The organism is Paenibacillus tyrphae, from assembly GCF_000722545.1.
Taxonomy (GTDB): Bacteria; Bacillota; Bacilli; order Paenibacillales; family NBRC-103111; genus Paenibacillus_G; species Paenibacillus_G tyrfis.
This window is the reverse complement of the sequence record NZ_JNVM01000026.1, coordinates 52865-71308: the sequence shown is the minus strand read 5'-3', so window position 1 is coordinate 71308 and position 18444 is coordinate 52865. Positions and strand designations below refer to the sequence as shown.

Sequence of the window (18444 nt, the reverse complement as noted above, 5' to 3'; positions counted from 1 at the left end):
AGCCGCCTCCTCCTACTCGATTAGGCCCCAAGGAGGGTTGCAATATCTTTATTTATCCGATAAAATAACTATGAATTAACCGAAAGGAATGGGTGATTCCGATGACGGCACGTTGTCCTCACTGCTCCGGCGTTCAGCCCTTGGACGATTCGATCTGCCCTCACTGCGGAGCCGAGGCGAAGACGCAAGACCGGCTGCTGGACGCTTTGACTTATTGGGACGGCACGGCTGCCGCTTCCCGTCTGTATCCCTCTTTAATAGCCCTTCTGATCGTTGTCGTCGCCGGCGGAGCGGCCGCTTGGCTGCATGTTCCCGCGCTCTTCTGGACCGGTGCCGTCATCGCGCTTCTGTACCGCCTCTTCATGATTAAAATTTAAAGCCATCCCGTCAATCATAAGAAAAGCTTATTTATAGCATCAAGGATTCGTATTTGTGTTTTCCTCCCGAATCTCTTACGATTACACCTGTCAGAAGTAATGGGGAATCGGGGGGAACATCGATGAACGGTTTGAAATCGCTCGGCCCGGGTCTCGCGCTCACGGGAGTCATTGCGGCCGTGTCTTACGGGCTCGGCCTGCTGTTTCCGCTGATCGGCGGCTCGGTTTTCGGCATCGTGATCGGCATCTTGGTGAACAATCTATGGCGCAAGCCGCAAAATACATGGCAGGGCATTCGTTTTTGCTCCAAAAAAGTGCTGCAATGGGCAATTATCCTGCTCGGCTGCCGTCTCAGCCTGTCGGAAGTATGGAAGACCGGCACGGAGACGTTCGCGGTCATGATCGTCACGCTGCTGCTTTCGTTCGCCGCGGCCTACGGATTCGGACGGCTGCTCCGCATTCCGCCGCGCATGGCGACGCTAATTGGCGCGGGCACCGGCATTTGCGGCGGCTCGGCGATCGCGGCCATCTCACCGGTTATCGAAGCGGAGGAAGCGGAGATCGCGTATTCGATCTCGACGATCTTCTTGTTCAACATTGTCGCGGTCCTTGTTTTTCCGACGCTTGGGCATGCGCTCGGTTTATCTGATGCGGGCTTCGGTTTATGGGCAGGCACCGCGGTGAATGACACTTCTTCCGTCGTCGCCGCAGGGTACGCGTTCAGCACCGCTGCTGGGGATTACGCCACCATCGTGAAATTGACACGCACCACGATGATCGTGCCGATCGCGATCATTATGGCGGTCGTCGTCGGTTGGAGCAAGAAGCGGGAAGCCGCCAGCACGGCGGGAGGATCGTTTTCGGTCAAGCAGGTATTTCCTTGGTTTATTTTATGGTTTCTCGCCGCTTCTCTGCTGTACACGCTCGGTCTCTTCGGGGAGCAACTTTTGCAGTGGATTCATCTGGCGGCGCAGTTTATGATCGTGATGGCGCTGACCGCGGTCGGCTTATCGGCCGACTTCCGGCAAATGACCGCCACCGGGGTAAGGCCGATGATTCTCGGCTTAATCGTCTGGTTGGTCGTCTCCGTCACCGGATATGCGGTCGGCACGCTGACCGGCCAAATGTGACGTTTCCGTTATGCGGGAACGTCTTTTTCTTTTGCAAAGTTACGGAAGGAGGAAATCCATTCCATCTCGCCGAATCTTTTTAGTCAAGTACGTAAGACTACCGAAGGAGAGATGCCCATTGTTTAAAAAAATCGGCGCATGGGTCATGAGCGCAGCTCTTGTTTTTACGGCCGGCTGCCAGCCGCTTGGCGGTTTGGATATGAATCAGGCCATCGAAAACGAATTGAAGACGGATACTTACGAGGCTTCGCTGTCGATGGCGCTGCAATACGATATGGGAGATACGAGTGCCTTGTCCGAATCCGAGAAGGAACGAGCGGCTTTTTGGAACGGATTTCAATTAAACGTATCCAGTTTGAAGGTGAATCGAAAAGAGCAGACGATGTCGGCCAAAGGGTCGCTCACTGCTGCCAAGCTGAACGTTCCGTTTGCCGTTTCCATGGATAAGGACGTTGCGGTGCTAACCGTGGAAGGCGCGAACAAGCCGATTGTTATTGCCGATTGGCGTACGAACGAGCTTACCGGTCTGTCCCACGAGCTGACGATGTACGACGATTATTGGTTCTATAGGCTGCAAAGGTTTTTGAAGGAGTTTCGCTTGGCAGATCAACAAGAGGTGACCAACAAAGGGATCGGCCTCCTTGCCAAAAACCTTCCAAACGCCGCCTCCCTTGCCGTAGACAAAAAGACGGAAACGATCCAGGGCCAGGCTGTAAGCGGACATCAGCTCCGGTTCGATGTATCGGGAGAGCAATTTGCCTCGTTATTCCGGTCAACGTTTAAAAACGTAGCTTTGGACGACCAAGGCTTGCGCGAGTTGGCTGTCGTCATCTACGATAAGTTCCATCCGGAGCTAAAAGAACTTGGCTTCGCGGAAGAACTGTTCCAAGATCGGCAGCTCGGTACGGAAGCGGTCTATACGGGTGCCAAAGCGATTGCGCTTTATTTGACCTCTGAAATGGGCGCTTGGGAGCACGAACTGCTGAGCCAATCCAAGCTCAAAGTGGACGCATTCGTTGACGAGAGCAAGCATATTCGCCAGTGGAACGCCGAGATCGCTATGCAAAGTCCCCCGGGAATGGAAGGCGGAATCCGCGGCGGCAAGCTTACCGTCCGGATGGACCGCTGGAACATCAATGGAAATGTGAAGCCGGACATCATCTCCGCGAAGGATGCGATCCTCTACGAGGACTTATCGAACGAGGACAACTTGAGACAGGTTGTACAGCCGGATTCGGCGTTCTATAAGCTATTGAAAGAGCAGCTTCGGATTACGGAGAAGTATTTGTACTTCTACATTTGGTCCGAATCCGACTTGGACGGCGTACCGGGGGCAGAGGCAGAGGGGATGGAGGCTTATCCGGCCTACCCGGCTTACGGTTACAATGCCGCATATATTTCGGGTAATAACACCGCTTATGTGCAAGGGAAAGAGCTCGGGGAAGGGCTGGGCTATAAGGTGACCTGGGATGCGGGAACGAAAACGATGATCATCGCGAGCTCCCAGACGGAGATCGTACTGCAAGCGGGCAGCGCAACGGCCCGGGTGAACGGAACCGACAAAAGCATCGGTGCTCCCGCCGTGCTGAAGAAAGATTCGCTCTACGTTCCAATCCGGTTCGTAGCCGAGCAATTGGGCGCAAAGGTGAAAACCGAGGGAGAGGACAGCTTGTACTCCATCGAGGTATATAAACCGTAGTACAGGACGCGCAGAAAAAAACAAAACGCCTGATTCTTCATCCTTCGCGGAAAAAGAATCAGGCGTTTGTCGTTTCTGTATGAAGCGGGTCAAGATTTTGGCTTCGTTACAGGTACAGCGTTCTTAACGTATTCTTCCAGCGTCACGCCCTGCTTGACGATCGCTTTGGCAGTGTCTACGCCGACATAGCGGAGGTGCCAAGGCTCATATTGGTACCCGGTGATGCTTTCTTTGCCCTCCGGATACCGGATGATAAATCCATAGTCGGCTGCGTGCTCGGCGAGCCATTTCGCTTCCTTGGTCGCGCCGAAGCAGTCCTCCGCCGCGCATTTGCCCGAGCTGCCGGCTACGTCGATGGCCAGACCGGTCTCATGTTCGCTGTGCCCCGGCTTGGCGCTGTATTTGTTCGCCGCGGCCTCGCCGTCTTTTTTCACATAGCGGTCGTATACCGTTTTTTGCGTTTCATGGGAGCGGTAAGCGGAGACGCCGGCCAACGGCAGGTTATCCTTTTTGGCCGCTTGAAACAGTTTTTCGAGCGCCGCGGCCGCTTCCTTGCGCATTTTTCGCTTTTCAAGCTTTTCTTTGAACGTAAAAGGCACATTCGGGTCAACCAGGTCCTGAGGCTTGTAATTGTCCGGCAGCTTGTACGTTTTATTGACAAGCACCGCAACATCCGCCGGGTTCGCGGCAACCTGAATATCGTCTGTTTTCGTACCGGATTTGGTATCCGTTTGAGCCGTCTGCTTTACCCCCGGGGTACCGGAAGCTTGATTCTGCCCGTTCGTAGAGGCGGCAGTTGTCTCGGCCGGTTTCGACTTGGATGCATCCGCGCTAGTACTAGTCGAGCCGGTATTCGATGAGGCAGGAGGCGTCGAGGTTCCGGCTGCGGTGTCGGCCTGCGTTTTGCTGCCGCCGTCTCCGCATGCGGCGGATACGAGCATGAATGCGGCCAGCAGCAGCGCTGCGGCGGTCGTACGACGAGAGTTCAATAGAGCCAAATCCTTTCTGTATTAAAAATGCACGCGCGTTTTAGCGGTCTTATTACATAGACGACGTAGCGAAACGAAAAGTTCCTAAATTTTTCTCCCATCCGCTCTTTGTAAAAATATTCCCTAAGGTGAGAGATCGGATTCCGGTTCGTCGTCTATACAGTATAGAACGCTGGGAGGACCGAGTGGTGGAGGAACGCGATATCCGGCAGGAGTCGGAACGAGAGCTTATTCATCGGATTGTGGCAGGACGCAAGCAAGAATTTTGCTTTCTGGTCGATCGCTATAAACAGAAAATTTACGGTCTCCTTCGGGGGATGGGGGCGAGTCCTATGGATGCGCAGGATTTGACGCAGGAAACCTTTATTAAGGCTTACCGCAAGCTCGCTTCGCATCAACCGGACAAAAGCTTTGCTTCCTGGTTATATACGATCGCCTCCAATCTGTTGAAGGACCATAAGAAAAAGCACCGATTCGAGGAGCATCCGATCGGGCAGGCTGATACTGCGGTCAACGACGGTCCGGAGCAATCGCTGCTTCGGACGGAACGGCGAACGGAATTTCAGCGGCTGCTAGCCCTGCTTCCGGCCAACTACAGGATGGTGCTGTTGTTAAGGTACACGAATGATTTGAGCTACGAGGAGATCGGCGAAGTGCTGGAGGTGCCCGTAAGCAAAGTCCAGAACGACTTGTACCGGGCGAAAAAACGGCTTAAACAGCTCATGATCGAGAGCAAGGAGGGAATGGAATATGAAATGCTTGGGCCGCGATGAAATGGAGATGTTCCTAACCCGCTCTGTCGTCACCGATCGCAGCGGCATGGCTGATCATATCGCCGCTTGCTCCGATTGTCAGCGATTGAAAGACGCTCTTTTAGAGGAACAGGAGCAATGGGCCCGGGAAATGTATGCGGAAACGCTGCCGGAATCATTCACGGATCAAGTCATGTCCGCGCTGCGGGACGAAGAAATCGAGCCGGTGACGCCCACACCGATGACTGAACGGGCAGGCCGTGTGGCGGTGAAGCGCAGCCGGAAAATCTGGTGGGTCACGGTAGGCGTAGCTTCTATCCTCGTGCTGCTGAGCGTGGCGTCCTTCTATTCGATACCGACGGTCGCGGAAATCATCCGGTCTTTATTTTCGCGCAATAATGTGGATATCGGCTTGCTGCGGGCGCAGGAATTCGGTTTGGTACAGCATCCGAACATTAAAATAAGAGACAAAGGCTACACGCTCAAAATCGACGAGGCTGTTGCCGACCCTACACGTGTCATTGTGGCGGTGCAGCTGTTCGGCCCGGACGGAAAGCACGAGCGGGAACGCTTAAAACTCTCGGAAGAAGGAAGCCGTATTCTCGTCAAGGACGAGCAGGGGAAAGTGATTGGAAAATTGTACGATATGGGAGCGACGAACGACTTTTATTATCTCGTTGCGTTTTTTCCGGAGCCCATTCAATCGAATCGTATCACGATCGAGGGACAGATCGGCATAATAGATGGGGATCCGTGGGACAAGGGGTTTCCTGCTATTAAAGGAAACTGGAATTTCGAGTTCCCGATCAATATGACGGAGGCGCAGAAACAAACGAAGATTACCGAATTGCAGGGAGAATATACTTCTCCGGGTGGCATGACGGTTCGCTTAAAGCGGTTAACCCGTATGGTGCAGGGGGTTCGTTTGGAGTTGGATACGGAGCTCAGTCCGGAGGCATTAATCCGATCCCCGGGAGACTTGTGGCAAAAGCAGGAGCTGATATTTCATTTTGAGGACGCGGCAGGCAGTGAGATTCATAGCGTGAATACGAGAAAATCTCCGCGCAGGGATAGTTTGATGACTCAATCGCACATTCCCGGTGACAAGCCCGGACAGATGCAGTTAAGCTATACGTTCAAGTATCTCCCGGAGAATCAGCCATATCGGTTCGTCCTCGACGGTTATTTCGTAGCGGAGCAGGACGGTTCGTCGGTGAGCTTTGCACCTGCCCGTTTGCAGGAGGAACCGGTGTTTTTCCGTGCGGGCGGCGACGATATCCGGTTGAAAGGTTTTACGATCGAGCAACCGCCGAATACGAACGGTAAAGAAACGGAAGGTACGCTGCATGTCGATGGGGAACTTTGGAATGAACCGTCACCAGACGATTGGATCGTACAGGATTCAGGTGGGAAAGAATACCCAGTGTCGGAGCGAGGAGTTTCGAGTTCAAAGGGATCAGGATGGAAGGATGGGATGATCGAACTGAGAGAGGACTATGAGTTCCGAATTCCCGGTATGCTGACCGTGCCGGAACGGCTTACGCTGATACGAAACGTTGTGAATAAACGATACGTCAACGTCGACTGGTTGGTTGAGATGAATGGGAGCTCGGAGAACCATAATAAAGAAGGGCTTGTAGGCTCCATTCAGCAATTTGGCGACCTTAACTTGCATATCGGGCGGAATGAAGAGGCAAAAGGACAGCGGAGGAAGCTGTCCTTTTTGCTTTGAATCAGACTCATTCGATGTGGAAGTTATGAAGATGGAGCTGTCGGCTGGGAAGAGAAGACCGGAGGGGCATAACCTGAAGGCGATCCTGGCTTATGCTGTAGAATGGACGTGCGGAGTTAAAACACGGTGTTGGCGTGTTGTTCTTTTTTATGTAGCTCTCGATTTATCTGCTGCTTTCCTCGCGATGCAACGAGCATGAACCTGGATGACGGCGGTCGGATCCATGGGCGGGTCTGAAGGTTCCCGGACTGATCTCGCCGGCCGCGACTTTTCTCAACGTGCGCCTCTCCTCGCGTATTGCGGCGGCACTACACGGCTGGTGGTCAGACCCGCTGGCTCGGGAAGCAAGTAGAGGAACTCCGATGCGCTATCGTGGGGACCGCTACCTTTGGCAAAACATAAAGGAACGTATGTTCTTTATTCGTGTCGAAAATAGTTTGTTATGCCTCAAAAGGGAGCAATAGCGCATCGCAGTTCCTTTAAATGTTGCCAAAGGTAGTCGGGAGAAGCACATAGCTCACTACAGTTCCTCTATTTGGAAAGCATGATATTTAGCGTATGGTGCATATAGCGTTTGGTGCATATAGCGTATGGCGTATATAACCTATGGTGTATACAGCAGCAGGTTCACCAGCAGGAATATTACAGCCGGTGGTGATCCGCCCGCCAAGTCCGGATCGCTTTCTTGATGTCATCGGGCTGCATGTTTTCTTCTGCCGCTTTGCGGCACAGCTCCGGGTACTCCTGATCGCCGGCGAATCGCAAAGCGATGATTTGCCGCAGTGATAATCGGGGATCCATAGGCTTGCCGGTCAAAATAAAGTGCCGGAGCAGCTCTTCCGCCCGGATCGCCCGGTCTTGAGCCTTGAGCGCATACGTCCGCACCAGCATGACCAAAATGGCGGCGATGACGCTCAGCCCGAGCAGAAGTAGCGCAACGGACACGCCTTCTCCCATTGCCAGAGAACGGATGGCATAAATCACGGCACCGACGAGAACGATCAACGTCAGCCAAAGAAGCACGAAATGGAACAGCGGATCAAATTTACGGTGGTTGGCATACTGTTGGGTCTCCAAACGATTTTCCTCCCGTAGTCAGGTTAGTTTTATTGTATAACCGGCTGCAGGAATTTACCACACCCTTGGTTGCTTGCCTTTCCGCTTTTTTGTAAAGTGAAGAAAAATAACGATACTGGAGGTTGTTTTCTTGGCTTATATTACTCCCGATTATGCCGAACGATTGCAAGCCCATCTGCGATCCCATGCGAACCCGGAATTGGCAGGTCCGATGCAGGCATATATGCGCGATCAATTCGCTTTTCTGGGGATCAAATCGCCTGAACGCACAGAGCTTGTCCGGCAGTTTCTTCAAGAGCATGGCGTACCGGAAAACGGGGAATTGGATAAAGCGGTCCGGGAATTGTGGGCGCAGCCGGAACGCGAATTCCAGTATGCGGCACTAAAGCTACTCGGGAAAAGAAGCAAGACTGCGGATGCCTCCCGAATTGAGCTTTTGGAAGAGCTCATAACGACCAAATCGTGGTGGGATACGGTGGATGAATTGGCGGGACATGTGGTAGGAGAATTGTTCACCCGGTTTCCCGCGCTGATTCCGGTCTATACACAAAGATGGATGGCTTCGGATTCGATGTGGCTGCAGCGGACGGCTTTATTGTTCCAGCTTCGCTACAAGAAGCGAACGGATGCGGCTTTACTCTTTGATCTGATCCGGCAATGTGCGGACTCGAAGGAATTTTTCATCCGAAAGGCGATCGGCTGGGCGCTCCGGGAATATTCTAAAACGGACGAAGCGGCGGTCCGCAGGTTCGTCGCCGAAACCGCGCTATCGCCGCTCAGTATCCGTGAAGCGCTCAAATATGTGGATCGCCGAAAGCCGCAATAACCTATTCCAGCTTAAAGCCCCGGGCTTCCAAGAAGCTTCGTAGATGTGCACGAACTGGCTGCCGGTATTTGTCCGCCATCCCTCTGGACCATGTGGTCGCTGTCTTGCCTCCGGTTCTCGCCCGGTAATATTCCTGCATCGTGTCGTCGTACGTTTCGATCTGCCGCCGCACACCGTCCGCTTGATAGCCGTTATAGTGCAGAACGGCCTCCTTTGGCAGGCGTGGTCGAGCTGAAGGCTCTTGATCAGGTACGCCGATACACATACCGAACACCGGATAGACGAGCTCGGGCAGCTGGAGCAGCCGGCTTACATCCTCCGGCGCGTTGCGGATTCCGCCAATGTACACGATCCCGAAGCCTAGCGATTCGGCGGCCACGGCGGCATTTTGCGCGGCAAGCGTCGCATCGACGGTGGCGACGATGAAGCTTTCCGTATTTTGATGGAACGTTTCACCGTTCAGCTCGGTTGCTTCGCGGAGCCGGTACAAATCCGCACAGAATACAAGGAACAGACCGGAATGCTCGACATAGGCCTGATTTCCGGCGAGCCGGGCCAACTCCTGTTTTTTCTCCGGGTCGGTCACGGCAATGATGCTGTAGGCTTGGACGTTGCTTGAAGTCGAGGCCATTTGAGCGGAAGCGACGATGGCGTCGATGTGCTCCGGCTGCAGCGGAACGTCCTTGAATTTGCGGATGGAGCGGTGGCTTTGGAGCAAATCAATTATGGCGTTCATAAATGGTTACACCTCCGAATGGAATGGTATGGAATGTAGTGAATAGGAAAGACCCCCTGTCGGGGGTCTCCAGCAGACTGGTTGACATGCCTACCTTAAATTGTAAATGTTTAGATTCGTGTCGTCAAACCGGGCTGGAAATCGTACGGCTATTTTCGCGCTGACACTTATTTTCAGAGACAAGCGGACGAATTTGCGCGCCATCAATGCCGGATCTGATTGACGATCACATCATACATGCTGCCTTGAATTTTGACCGGCACATCGTCGGTCTGAACCAATCCGTTGCTCCAATGCACGCGGAATCGGAACGTGTAGGTTTGGCCACTTCGGAGCGATTGGGCATGATCCGGATTGACCAGCTGTCCGCTGAATTGAATGCGGTCGGAGGAACCAAGCTTGACTTGTTCGCCGGTTTCCAGAAGCGTCGCATCGACTGCCTGCGGCTTGGTTGTGCTGGTGCCGGTATCGGTCACCGTCGCCGACAGCTCGAACGCTTCCCCGGCCCAAAAGACGTCGGCCGCCCGAGGCGTGCCCGGGTGCTTCTCGTTCCACAACAGCCGGTAGCTTTCCCATTCCGGCGTATGCGTGACATAACCCTTAATCAATAGCGGCAATACGACGAACGAATAGATCTGGCTGAACGTTCCGCCCTTGCCATCGCTGAGGGATAGCCGCAAGGTGTAATTTCCTTGAGGCAGCGGCCCGTAGGTGAACGCCTTGCTTTGGCCGGACGGAACGCCGCTCCATTGTTGAATAATTCCGAACGCGCCGCCGTTCAAGCTGCTTTCTACCGTGACGTCGATCGCATCGCCGTCCGGATCGGAGACAGATACGGTGAAAACGGGTGTGTCATGCTCGTAAATCGGCGTGACAAACGTAATATTTCCCGTCGGAGGGCGGTTGGTCAGCAGCCACGTCGGCGCAGACCATGCCGACCATACAAATCCGTCAAAAGCACGCGCCCGAACCTGAACTTTGGCTCCTGCCGGCAGCGGTTGATCCTTAGGGACAGAGACGCTTTGTACGGACACTTGCCCCTGAAGGTGCTGCCCTTGCTCTCCCGTATCATAGAGCACGGTATTTCCCGCTTCATTGATGAATTGGACCTGATATTTCGTGAACGTCGTATCCGGGTCCGGGTCGCTTTGCGTGAACGAAACGGTCGGCGTCGGGCTCATCGGCGTCGGATTCGCTTGCGTTCCCGAAGGAACGTTCATCGTCACGGTCGGCGTCATGTTGATGTAGAACCATACAGTGTTGCTCCATTCAGACCACAGGTTCGGATCGTCGTCGGTAACCTTCATCCGTGCTTGCAAAGGAACGCCTGTCGGCAGGTCCGTCGGCACTTGGAAGCTGTTCGTTGTTGCCGTGGTGTTCTGATACGCATTCCATCCGGTATTGTAGACCATGTCGCCGGTCTCGTTCAAAATTTCGATGTACATTTTCGCGTAATAGTTCTTCTGGCCGTCCGATTGAACCCAAGCAATCGCCGGTCGCTTGTTATCCAGAATAAGCGTCGGATTATAGGCGTCAGGTCCGTTCGGATTCGTAATAACAACGCTGGGCACCGAATTAATGACCATCCATCCGATATTGGACCATTCCGTCCAATAGTATGGATTTTGCGCACGCACTCGTACCTGATACAGCTCGCCGCGGATCAAATCCGTCGTCACCTGCCACGAAGCCGTACTATGGGCCGGCGCATTCTGACTTGTTTCCCCGCTGCTGATGACGAGACTTCCTTGCGAATCCATGATTTGAACCTCGTACCCCGTAAATGAATGGCCCGCCGGGTCATCCTGCCTCCAATGGATCGTCGGTCTCGTTCCGTGTTCCAGTGTCGGATTGTCTCGCGTTCCGGTCGGATACGTGAGCTGGACCGTCGGTTTTGGAATTTCAGGAACGTTGCCTTTGAGCTGGATCGAAGCGGTGGCGGGGTAAGATTTTGCCCCGTACTCGTCGACGACCTGTAAATACGCGGTATAAAGTCCCGGCTTTTTCGGCCTCGTCAGCCTTTCAGCGACAAAATTACCGTCGGGGTCAACATAGCCGTACTCCCGGGAAACGATCCCCCGCATGCTGCAATAATCGTAGCCCGTCACATCGGGCGCGCTGCATCGTGCCGAGTCCCAAGCCGCCCGATTCGGATCGAACCGGTCCGGATCGTAGGACGTATCGTTCCAGGCGACTGTGCCGTCTCCGTTCTCCGCGAGGGTGAACTGCGCGATCGGCCTGCGGTGAACCGTCAATTTTTTCTGGAACGTATTGGACCATTTGCGATACTGATCGAACACCATGCTCGCCCACAAATAGTTCCGGTTCGGATCGTCCTGCGCCCGCAGTGTGAGCAGATAGACGCCGACCGCGTCAAAGGTTTGCTGCGGAGCATCAAAAGTTTTCCCGTTCAGCGCGGACAGTCCCTGATTATTTAAGAACTTCGGCGTATGCGTTACTCCCCAGCGGAAGTTGCCGGCCATCGGATCGTTTTCCGGATCTTCGAACAGAATGCTTTTATACCGCACGTTAGCAGATGCCGAACCATTCTCCCATATGGCGTAGTCGGACATCCAATCCCGGCGGTCCTGATTCTGTTTGACGGAAATGGCCGTAAAAGTGACAAACGATTTGTCCGTAAAAGGCCCCATTTTTCCATCCGTGAATGTGACGTCCTGTACCTCAAACACCGGCACGCCGTTCATGAATACTTGAATGTTATCGCCCGACAGGCTGATTTTGAATAGATTGTCTGTGTTATCGAACGGCCATGCCTGACTGCGCAGCACGGTTCGGTTGCCGCCGATGTAACGGCTTAGATAGAGCGTGGAACCGTCTGTCTCCAGACTGTACCGGTTTGTCGGATCAAGCATGCGGAACGAAAAGCCACTTAAGTTCGTATCTTCGTTCGGACTTGTCATCTTCATTCGGAACGTAATGTCCGTGTCACGGTAGCTGTCCGGAGAAACAAATTGGCCGAGCATAAACCCTTTCCGTAATACCGGATCTTGATCCAAAGGACCGCTTTCGAGATACATGTACTTGTCCGTTTCTGTGAAGTAATAGCCATTGCCGGATTGTCTTTTAAACGTGTTATACATGGACAAGAACAGGCCGTCCCCTACATAAAATCCGGATAGGTAATTATCTCCCCGTTCTTGTTCTCCTGGCGATTCGTTCAGCAGCTCCTGCGAGTGGTTCATAAACCGGCTGCACTTTCCATCCGTCGCCCAGGAGCAACCTCCTCCTCCGTCATCGAAACCGCCACCAGGAGTTACGCCAACTGTGTACGGATAGTTGAATGGAACAGGTCCATCCGATACCGCGCCGGTGTCCATATTCACGTATTGTCCGAAGCTATGGTGGTCGCCACGACCGTTCATCAGATCCATATTCGTGTAACTGCGGGTCAGCAAGGTCCGGTTATATGGATTTACAACGAGTGCCGTAAAATTGTTGTAAAGCATTTCTCCACCCAAGACCGTGTTGGAAGGGTAGAACCAGTCCATACCCGCCAATCTGGCGGTCCATCCCATGCTCAAGTTGTTATTGATGCGCAGCAGATAAACACCGATCGGAGCATCTTCATTATATCGTCTGTCGATTTTGATGTACCCGTCGGCCCGGTCGCAGGAACGCTTGATATAGGTGTAAAATTCCCCGTCCGGCCCTTTCCATAACCCGTTTAGATCGCTGTATTTACATTGATAGTCTTCGACATACTGCTCCGGAACCACACGGCCTTGCATCGTATTATAATATTTTCTTTGGTATTTAATCGTGCTGTCCGGGAATGATTGTCCGCCTCTTCTGACTTCCTGGAGCTGCGGATTAATCTCGACGAACCCAATGGCAGACGACCCATTACTAGAGTTCTTTTGATACACGATGACCAGGCTTTCGCCTTTTGTCATCAGCGAGAACGTCTTCCGTCCGACATAATCCTTTTCATCAATCGATAATCCGAGCTCTTCCCAGCCGGTCTTTAGCGGATTGTCCTTATTGCTTGAAATCAGCTTACCGGTATACGCATCGTATGCCTCGATTATAAAGGAGTTGCTGGCCTTGCCGACGCCGCACGTCCAGCTTCTCGAATCATCGTCGTTGCGGCAAGTCGTGAAATAATCGTACATTCTGATGTTCGAAACCTTGTAGATGATTCCGCCTGCGACCTCATACTTCACAGAACCTTGATATCCATCTTGCAGATATACTTCTTTCGTATAAGTAGGCCCATTCGGGGAATCCCGGAAAGGTACGGCGACAGTATACTTGTCCGGCGCAAGGATAAAATCATACGGGTCCTGATCCCATCGATGAAACAGGTTGTTGCTTGCATTATTCCACTTCCGGCTGTACTTTGGCAGCTTCTTTTTATTAAAGGCATACAGCTTCGAGCCCTCGTCAAAATAAAAATACGTTTTGTTCGTGCGGACGAGCGAATTGAATTTCGCCGGGGCATACCCGGGTACATATGTCCTCTTATCTGGATCCCATAGGCTAGAAGGGACTAAGAGAGGCGTACTGGTAAGCGAGGAATTGCCGTTCTCCCACTTGTATACTGTCCCCTTGTACGAGCTGATAAAGTTCGCTCCGAACCCGAGGTCCGGCCATAGGAATGTTCCGAAAACGTTGGTCGGTCCTTGTGGTGGGTTATCCCGCTTGATAATGCTTTCCTGGCGTTCCATTTCTCTTCCCAAGCCCGCCCGTAGGACGGCGTTGCCCTCGGCAGCCCACCGGTAAACATAGTTATTGATCCGGTTATTCGTGTTCGTATCGAACAGAGCCCACGAATTTACGATTGTATTGGCATTAAACATAATAGGTGGATTCATACCCGGCTGATCGTTCTGCCCTTCGATGGCAAAGGAAACGTGCGGCGCATTATTGACAATATCCAGCGTTCGCGGCGCTTCCGGCTGCGTATCGGATGCCAGGGCGCTTTTCCCGTAATCCTCCGTCACTTGGACATCGAACAGATATTTACCGACCATGTCGGTCTTAAATACAAGCGTATTGTTGTCAAGGGATACGACTCTGCCGTCTGTCCCAAGGACATCTAGCCATGGATCGTCCTGGAAACCGTTGTTTGCCGCGTCGTATTTGAACCGCCATTTGACGGAGACGATCTGATCGCCGTCCGGTGAGTACGATTGGTTCCGGATGGTGATCGGCTGATTCCGGATACCGAGCGGCGGTACGACGATTTTGCCGACGGGAGGCAAGTCCGGGTGCACGGTAATGCTGCACGTGCTGTAGCCGGTCGATGCCATGCCCGAGATGTCCACGACTTTTGCTAGCGTGACGGTCGTTGTAACGTCCTGCAAGGTGCCGTTATAGTACTTATCGAGCTTGTTGACCCACAAATCCTTCAAATGGTCGATGGACCGTCTCGCCGGGCTCCAGCTTTTATCGGCATGGATCGCTCCGGGAGGGACGGGACGATTTTCCTTGATTTCTGCGGGCGCGGTGCAGACCGGAATGGGATTCGGTTCCATCACAGTCAAAGATACGTTTTCCGTTCTTGTCCCGCCGCGCCCGTCATCCGCCGTAGCTTTCACGGAGAATGTTCCCGGCGTATCCGCTTTGATATGATAATAGCCTTCGGCGTCGAGCGTCTTGCCCCAATCCTCGTGCAACTGCTTCGCTATTTTTTGAATCCAAGGGTGCGTACCGGAATCGAAGTCCCATTTCCACTGGATCGGATCGTTGTCCGGGTCCGAAGGCGACTTCGGGTCCGTGTACTGGTTATGAATAACGCGGACATTCACCATGTCGCCTACCAAAAAATATTCCGGCGGATAGATCCCGTTCCGATCTTGATCGTAAAACCAGCCAGCCTGAAAATAGGGCGGTTTATTGTTCGGATCGGGGAGAACCGTTAACGGTTTTTCCTTAATCCAGTCCGTTTCGCCACAAGAAGTTTGAATTTTCAGACTTATGAAGTTGCTGCCTTCTCCAAAATAAAACGGTCTCCCGTTCGGATAGGGGAATGCGCTGTTCTGCGACTGCCCTTTCACCCGATTCGTCGACCATGTCTGGCCGTTATAGTTGAACCGATATTGATGACCGAAATAAGTACAGCCTTTCGGGATTTTAAAATCAACGGGCTCCAGCTCAAAATTATCCCGGATTTTGATCGTCGGTCCGGGCCTAATTCGAAAGTCGCCGTCGATGCCGATATCGACCGGAAAATCAAACGGCTTATAGTTGTTGTCTTCCCCGCCTGTCGTACCTTCATCAATCGTATTGTCCGAATCGACATAAAATCCGGTTAAAAGCTTCCCTGGGTCCGTTACCGTATACTGAAACGTGCCCGTAATATCCACGTTCTGCTCGGCGTTCGTAAAGGATTCCTTATGAATCGTTTTGCCGTTGGAACGGTTCTGGATCAGGATCGAGAATGTTTTGTTCTTGATCGGCTCTCCGACGTTACGGAACGTGTAGGTGAACGTCGCCGGTTCGCCGATTTTGACCGGTCCATTCGATTTGAGATCGATAGGGATCAGGTCGGGAAAGGTCGGTGCTTTGTAGAATACTTCAATGCGGCCTTCGAATTTGTAGGTCTTGGCGGTCCAATATGTATCCGCACCCATTACGTAATTTCGTCCTTGTTGGTACTTGTTGTAGGTTGAATTACCTTCTGGCCAAAGTAGATAGTCCATATTTAACCGATTGTATGACGAGGTAAAAGGCTTCGATACTTTTAAGTATCCAAAACCGTCCACCTTTCTCCCAAATTCCTCAACTAGCAATCCTTCGGCTTTAGCAATTGCATTTTTGATTGCAATACTCTTAGGCTCTATTCGATCAAAATTTATAGGCTCTCTTCTCTCTTCATCAAAAAAGAACTGCGTTGGTGGGGGAACTCGATATGCCGTAGTTACTGCCGATCCATCAAATTTCCTTAAATCAGGTTCATCAAAGACAGCGTAATCCCCAGGGAAAGTTTTTCCATCGGGAGGATAGATTGTTGCATCATTAGGAAACAAACCAGGGCAAGGAGAAGGAATTGGATCCGGTGAACCAATACAACTTCCCGGGAATTGATAATGTTTCGTTCTTTCTCCTTCGGTATCCCAATACTTCCCACTAGGATCACGCCATATGATGTGTCCAGGGTTTGCATACTGTCTTCCATACAATGGAGTAGGGACGCCATCTGTTAAATTTTTGAATATAATTTGATCGTTGACTACTTCATATAAATTTACATCAATCTTTCTTTCCACACCTTTAGAGTCCTTCATATACACATCGACACGTTCTACTTTTTGAGTACCCGAGGTTAAGGAGACTGAATAATTCGTCAGGGTAGATGTTGGCTCGAAGGTTTTAAAGTTGATCGCAGCCATGATGTAGTCCGGCCGTAGAAATATAAATACGGAGAAAACTAATATGAAGATTAAGGCTGCTATTATGATTCTTTTCCATTTGCTTTTTGTAAACATAGCAGCCTTCCTCCTCTACTATCTTTTTTTGCCAAGTTCAATAGAAGTCCCATTATTTTCAAGCAATCTAAGATATACAAAACCATACTTTTTTAGATCTTTCTCAGCTTCTTTTCTTGGGGTCACTAAAAGATACCATCCTTCAGAGTTCATTCTAGGTATAAAAAAACGATCATCTACTTCATGATTCTTATCAAGCATATTTACTTGTGTAGCCTCTAAATCCGGAGATAATTGTCCCCACAATGAGTAATCCAGTGGGCTCCCCGTTTCGTTTTTTAGATCTATTTTCAAAGCAACCAAATATTCATCATCAATTGGTTTACCATCAACTTTCCTCAGTTCACCATTAAACATTGACCTAAATGCCCCGTTATTTTCCTTCAAGTCCATGATTAAAATTTGCTTGATCGACACGGTTGCTTTCGTATTCTCCAACGGCATCTTATAAGGTAGCTCAACCACATGGCTCCCCCACATCGTTTGAACGTTACTCCCCGTCAATTCCACTTCCGCATAGCTCGCTGCACGCTTATCCACTTCAAGCTTCTTACCTTGGCCCACGTCCAAAATCCGCTGAATGATCTTCACGGACTGCGCCCTTGTGGCCGATTCTTCTTTACCAAGCTCGCCGCCGGCCAGACCCGTAATCAATCCCTTCTGCGTCGCTAAAAACATAAACTTTTTCGCATCGGTGCTGTCCTCAGGCGATTGCAGCGATTTGTCCGATGCCCGGACGGCAAGGCGGGCCATTTCCATCCGGGTAATTGGCGTATTCCAGTCACCGGAAGAAAAGTCCTTGTATTGGTGAATTTCGGCTTGCACAAGCGCTGCGACATAAGGGGCATACCACTCTTTGTTATCGCCACCCGGTACCGGCTTCAAACCGGCTGCTTTTGCCGTCATGGTAATAAACTCCGCCCTCGTAACGGTGTGGCCCGGCTTGAATGATCCGTCCGGATAACCGTCGACGTACCCGGCTGCCACAATAGCCTTAATATCGGATTCCGCCCAATGCCTGGAAATATCGTTTAAAGAGACACCCGTTTTTGACTCCGCAGCCGCTTTCGGCTGCTCTGCGGCAACCAGCGTATTGGCATTGGGGCTGCAGGCGCTCATTAACATCATAGATACAACTAAAGGGACAACTCGTTTCATCAAAAATCTTCCTTTCGAGTGAATATGGATTTCTAGATTCAAAAGAACTAGGTCTATTGTACCATGACTGTGCTTAATTTACAGATTTTTCTTGCGCCAAAACACAAAAACCGCCCTACCCATTAAAGCATGGATAAGGCGGTTCTTCCGCTCATCATTCGTTGTTATATTACCATCTTATTCCGAAACCTTCAAGAGGTTTTGCAATTTTGGTCGTAATTTCTATTTTCCGAAGTCGTCTGACATACAGTATTTAGATCAAACGAACCAGGGACTGTTTAACATGAAGAAAATAGGGTTAGTAGTAACGATGTTGGCGGTTGTACGTTCAGCCTGCCGCACTGGCCGAGGGTACCATCCAAGTGAAGGTGAATCAATCGCTGCTGGGAACGGAAGCGCAGGCTCAAATGAACGCCGTCACGGTTGCGGATGCCTTCCTTTTTCTTGCAAAATCTTACCTTTAGCTCATAGATCGGCTATAATAAAGGTTTAAGAAGAGAAAGGAGCCACGCACACC

At 51.6% G+C, this 18444-nt stretch carries 12 protein-coding genes; 7 read left to right on the top strand and 5 right to left on the bottom strand.

Features of this window, described 5'->3' with window-relative positions; all coding sequences use genetic code 11:
- The first annotated feature begins 101 nt into the window (after window positions 1-101).
- The 3 genes from ET33_RS27470 (at window position 102) to ET33_RS27460 (ending at window position 3206) form a co-directional block, all read left to right on the top strand.
- Window positions 102-377, top strand: a complete 276-nt coding sequence (locus ET33_RS27470) for a hypothetical protein (RefSeq protein ID WP_036689839.1) — start codon at window positions 102-104, stop codon at window positions 375-377.
- A gap of 122 nt (window positions 378-499) precedes the next feature.
- On the top strand, window positions 500-1507 hold the full coding sequence (locus ET33_RS27465; RefSeq protein ID WP_036689838.1) for a YeiH family protein: 1008 nt from the start codon (window positions 500-502) through the stop codon (window positions 1505-1507).
- Window positions 1508-1625: 118 nt separating this feature from the next.
- Window positions 1626-3206, top strand: a complete 1581-nt coding sequence (locus ET33_RS27460; protein ID WP_036689837.1) for a copper amine oxidase N-terminal domain-containing protein — start codon at window positions 1626-1628, stop codon at window positions 3204-3206.
- Window positions 3207-3295: 89 nt separating this feature from the next.
- On the opposite strand, the gene ET33_RS27455 is transcribed toward ET33_RS27460, so the two are convergent.
- The gene (locus ET33_RS27455) at window positions 3296-4195 is read right to left on the bottom strand and encodes a M15 family metallopeptidase (protein WP_407668118.1); all 900 of its coding nucleotides are present in this window, start codon (window positions 4193-4195) and stop codon (window positions 3296-3298) included.
- Window positions 4196-4383: 188 nt separating this feature from the next.
- Here ET33_RS27455 and ET33_RS27450 point away from each other — a divergent pair, with 188 nt between their 5' ends.
- Together ET33_RS27450 and ET33_RS36715 are read left to right on the top strand one after the other, a co-directional pair.
- Window positions 4384-4968, top strand: coding sequence for an RNA polymerase sigma factor (locus ET33_RS27450; protein ID WP_063761696.1), 585 nt, complete (start codon window positions 4384-4386; stop codon window positions 4966-4968).
- Window positions 4946-6679 carry a DUF4179 domain-containing protein gene (locus ET33_RS36715; RefSeq protein WP_051775680.1) on the top strand — a complete coding sequence of 578 codons (1734 nt, stop codon included), beginning with the start codon at window positions 4946-4948 and terminating at the stop codon, window positions 6677-6679. The genes ET33_RS27450 and ET33_RS36715 overlap by 23 nt, the downstream gene beginning before the upstream one ends.
- Before the next feature lie 642 nt (window positions 6680-7321).
- Here the strand turns inward: ET33_RS36715 and ET33_RS27440 are convergent.
- On the bottom strand, window positions 7322-7756 hold the full coding sequence (locus ET33_RS27440) for a DUF6526 family protein (RefSeq protein WP_036689833.1): 435 nt from the start codon (window positions 7754-7756) through the stop codon (window positions 7322-7324).
- A 130-nt stretch (window positions 7757-7886) separates the two neighbouring features.
- Between ET33_RS27440 and ET33_RS27435 the strand changes: the two genes are divergently transcribed.
- Window positions 7887-8582: a DNA alkylation repair protein gene (locus ET33_RS27435; RefSeq protein WP_081890527.1), complete on the top strand. Its 696-nt coding sequence runs from the start codon at window positions 7887-7889 to the stop codon at window positions 8580-8582.
- Between the two features lies 1 nt (window position 8583).
- Here ET33_RS27435 and nfsA read toward each other — a convergent pair whose 3' ends face one another.
- The 3 genes from nfsA to ET33_RS36710 all read right to left on the bottom strand — a co-directional run bounded on the left by nfsA (window position 8584) and on the right by ET33_RS36710 (window position 17927).
- On the bottom strand, window positions 8584-9318 hold the full coding sequence (gene nfsA / locus ET33_RS27430) for an oxygen-insensitive NADPH nitroreductase (protein WP_036689830.1): 735 nt from the start codon (window positions 9316-9318) through the stop codon (window positions 8584-8586).
- 203 nt (window positions 9319-9521) lie between these two features.
- On the bottom strand, window positions 9522-15914 hold the full coding sequence (locus ET33_RS27425) for a fibronectin type III domain-containing protein (protein WP_036689828.1): 6393 nt from the start codon (window positions 15912-15914) through the stop codon (window positions 9522-9524).
- An 873-nt stretch (window positions 15915-16787) separates the two neighbouring features.
- On the bottom strand, window positions 16788-17927 hold the full coding sequence (locus ET33_RS36710; RefSeq protein WP_051775678.1) for an S-layer homology domain-containing protein: 1140 nt from the start codon (window positions 17925-17927) through the stop codon (window positions 16788-16790).
- 320 nt (window positions 17928-18247) lie between these two features.
- Here ET33_RS36710 and ET33_RS39025 point away from each other — a divergent pair, with 320 nt between their 5' ends.
- On the top strand, window positions 18248-18391 hold the full coding sequence (locus ET33_RS39025; RefSeq protein WP_161783572.1) for a hypothetical protein: 144 nt from the start codon (window positions 18248-18250) through the stop codon (window positions 18389-18391).
- Window positions 18392-18444 lie beyond the last annotated feature (53 nt).

Coding starts and splice junctions, on each gene's coding strand:
- ET33_RS27470 (WP_036689839.1), top strand. CDS start 102: ATGACGGCACGTTGTCCTCACTGCTCCGGCGTTCAGCCCTTGGACGAT.
- ET33_RS27465 (WP_036689838.1), top strand. CDS start 500: ATGAACGGTTTGAAATCGCTCGGCCCGGGTCTCGCGCTCACGGGAGTC.
- ET33_RS36715 (WP_051775680.1), top strand. CDS start 4,946: ATGAAATGCTTGGGCCGCGATGAAATGGAGATGTTCCTAACCCGCTCT.
- nfsA (WP_036689830.1), bottom strand. CDS start 9,318: ATGAACGCCATAATTGATTTGCTCCAAAGCCACCGCTCCATCCGCAAA.
- ET33_RS27425 (WP_036689828.1), bottom strand. CDS start 15,914: ATGGGTGCGGATACATATTGGACCGCCAAGACCTACAAATTCGAAGGC.
- ET33_RS36710 (WP_051775678.1), bottom strand. CDS start 17,927: ATGAAACGAGTTGTCCCTTTAGTTGTATCTATGATGTTAATGAGCGCC.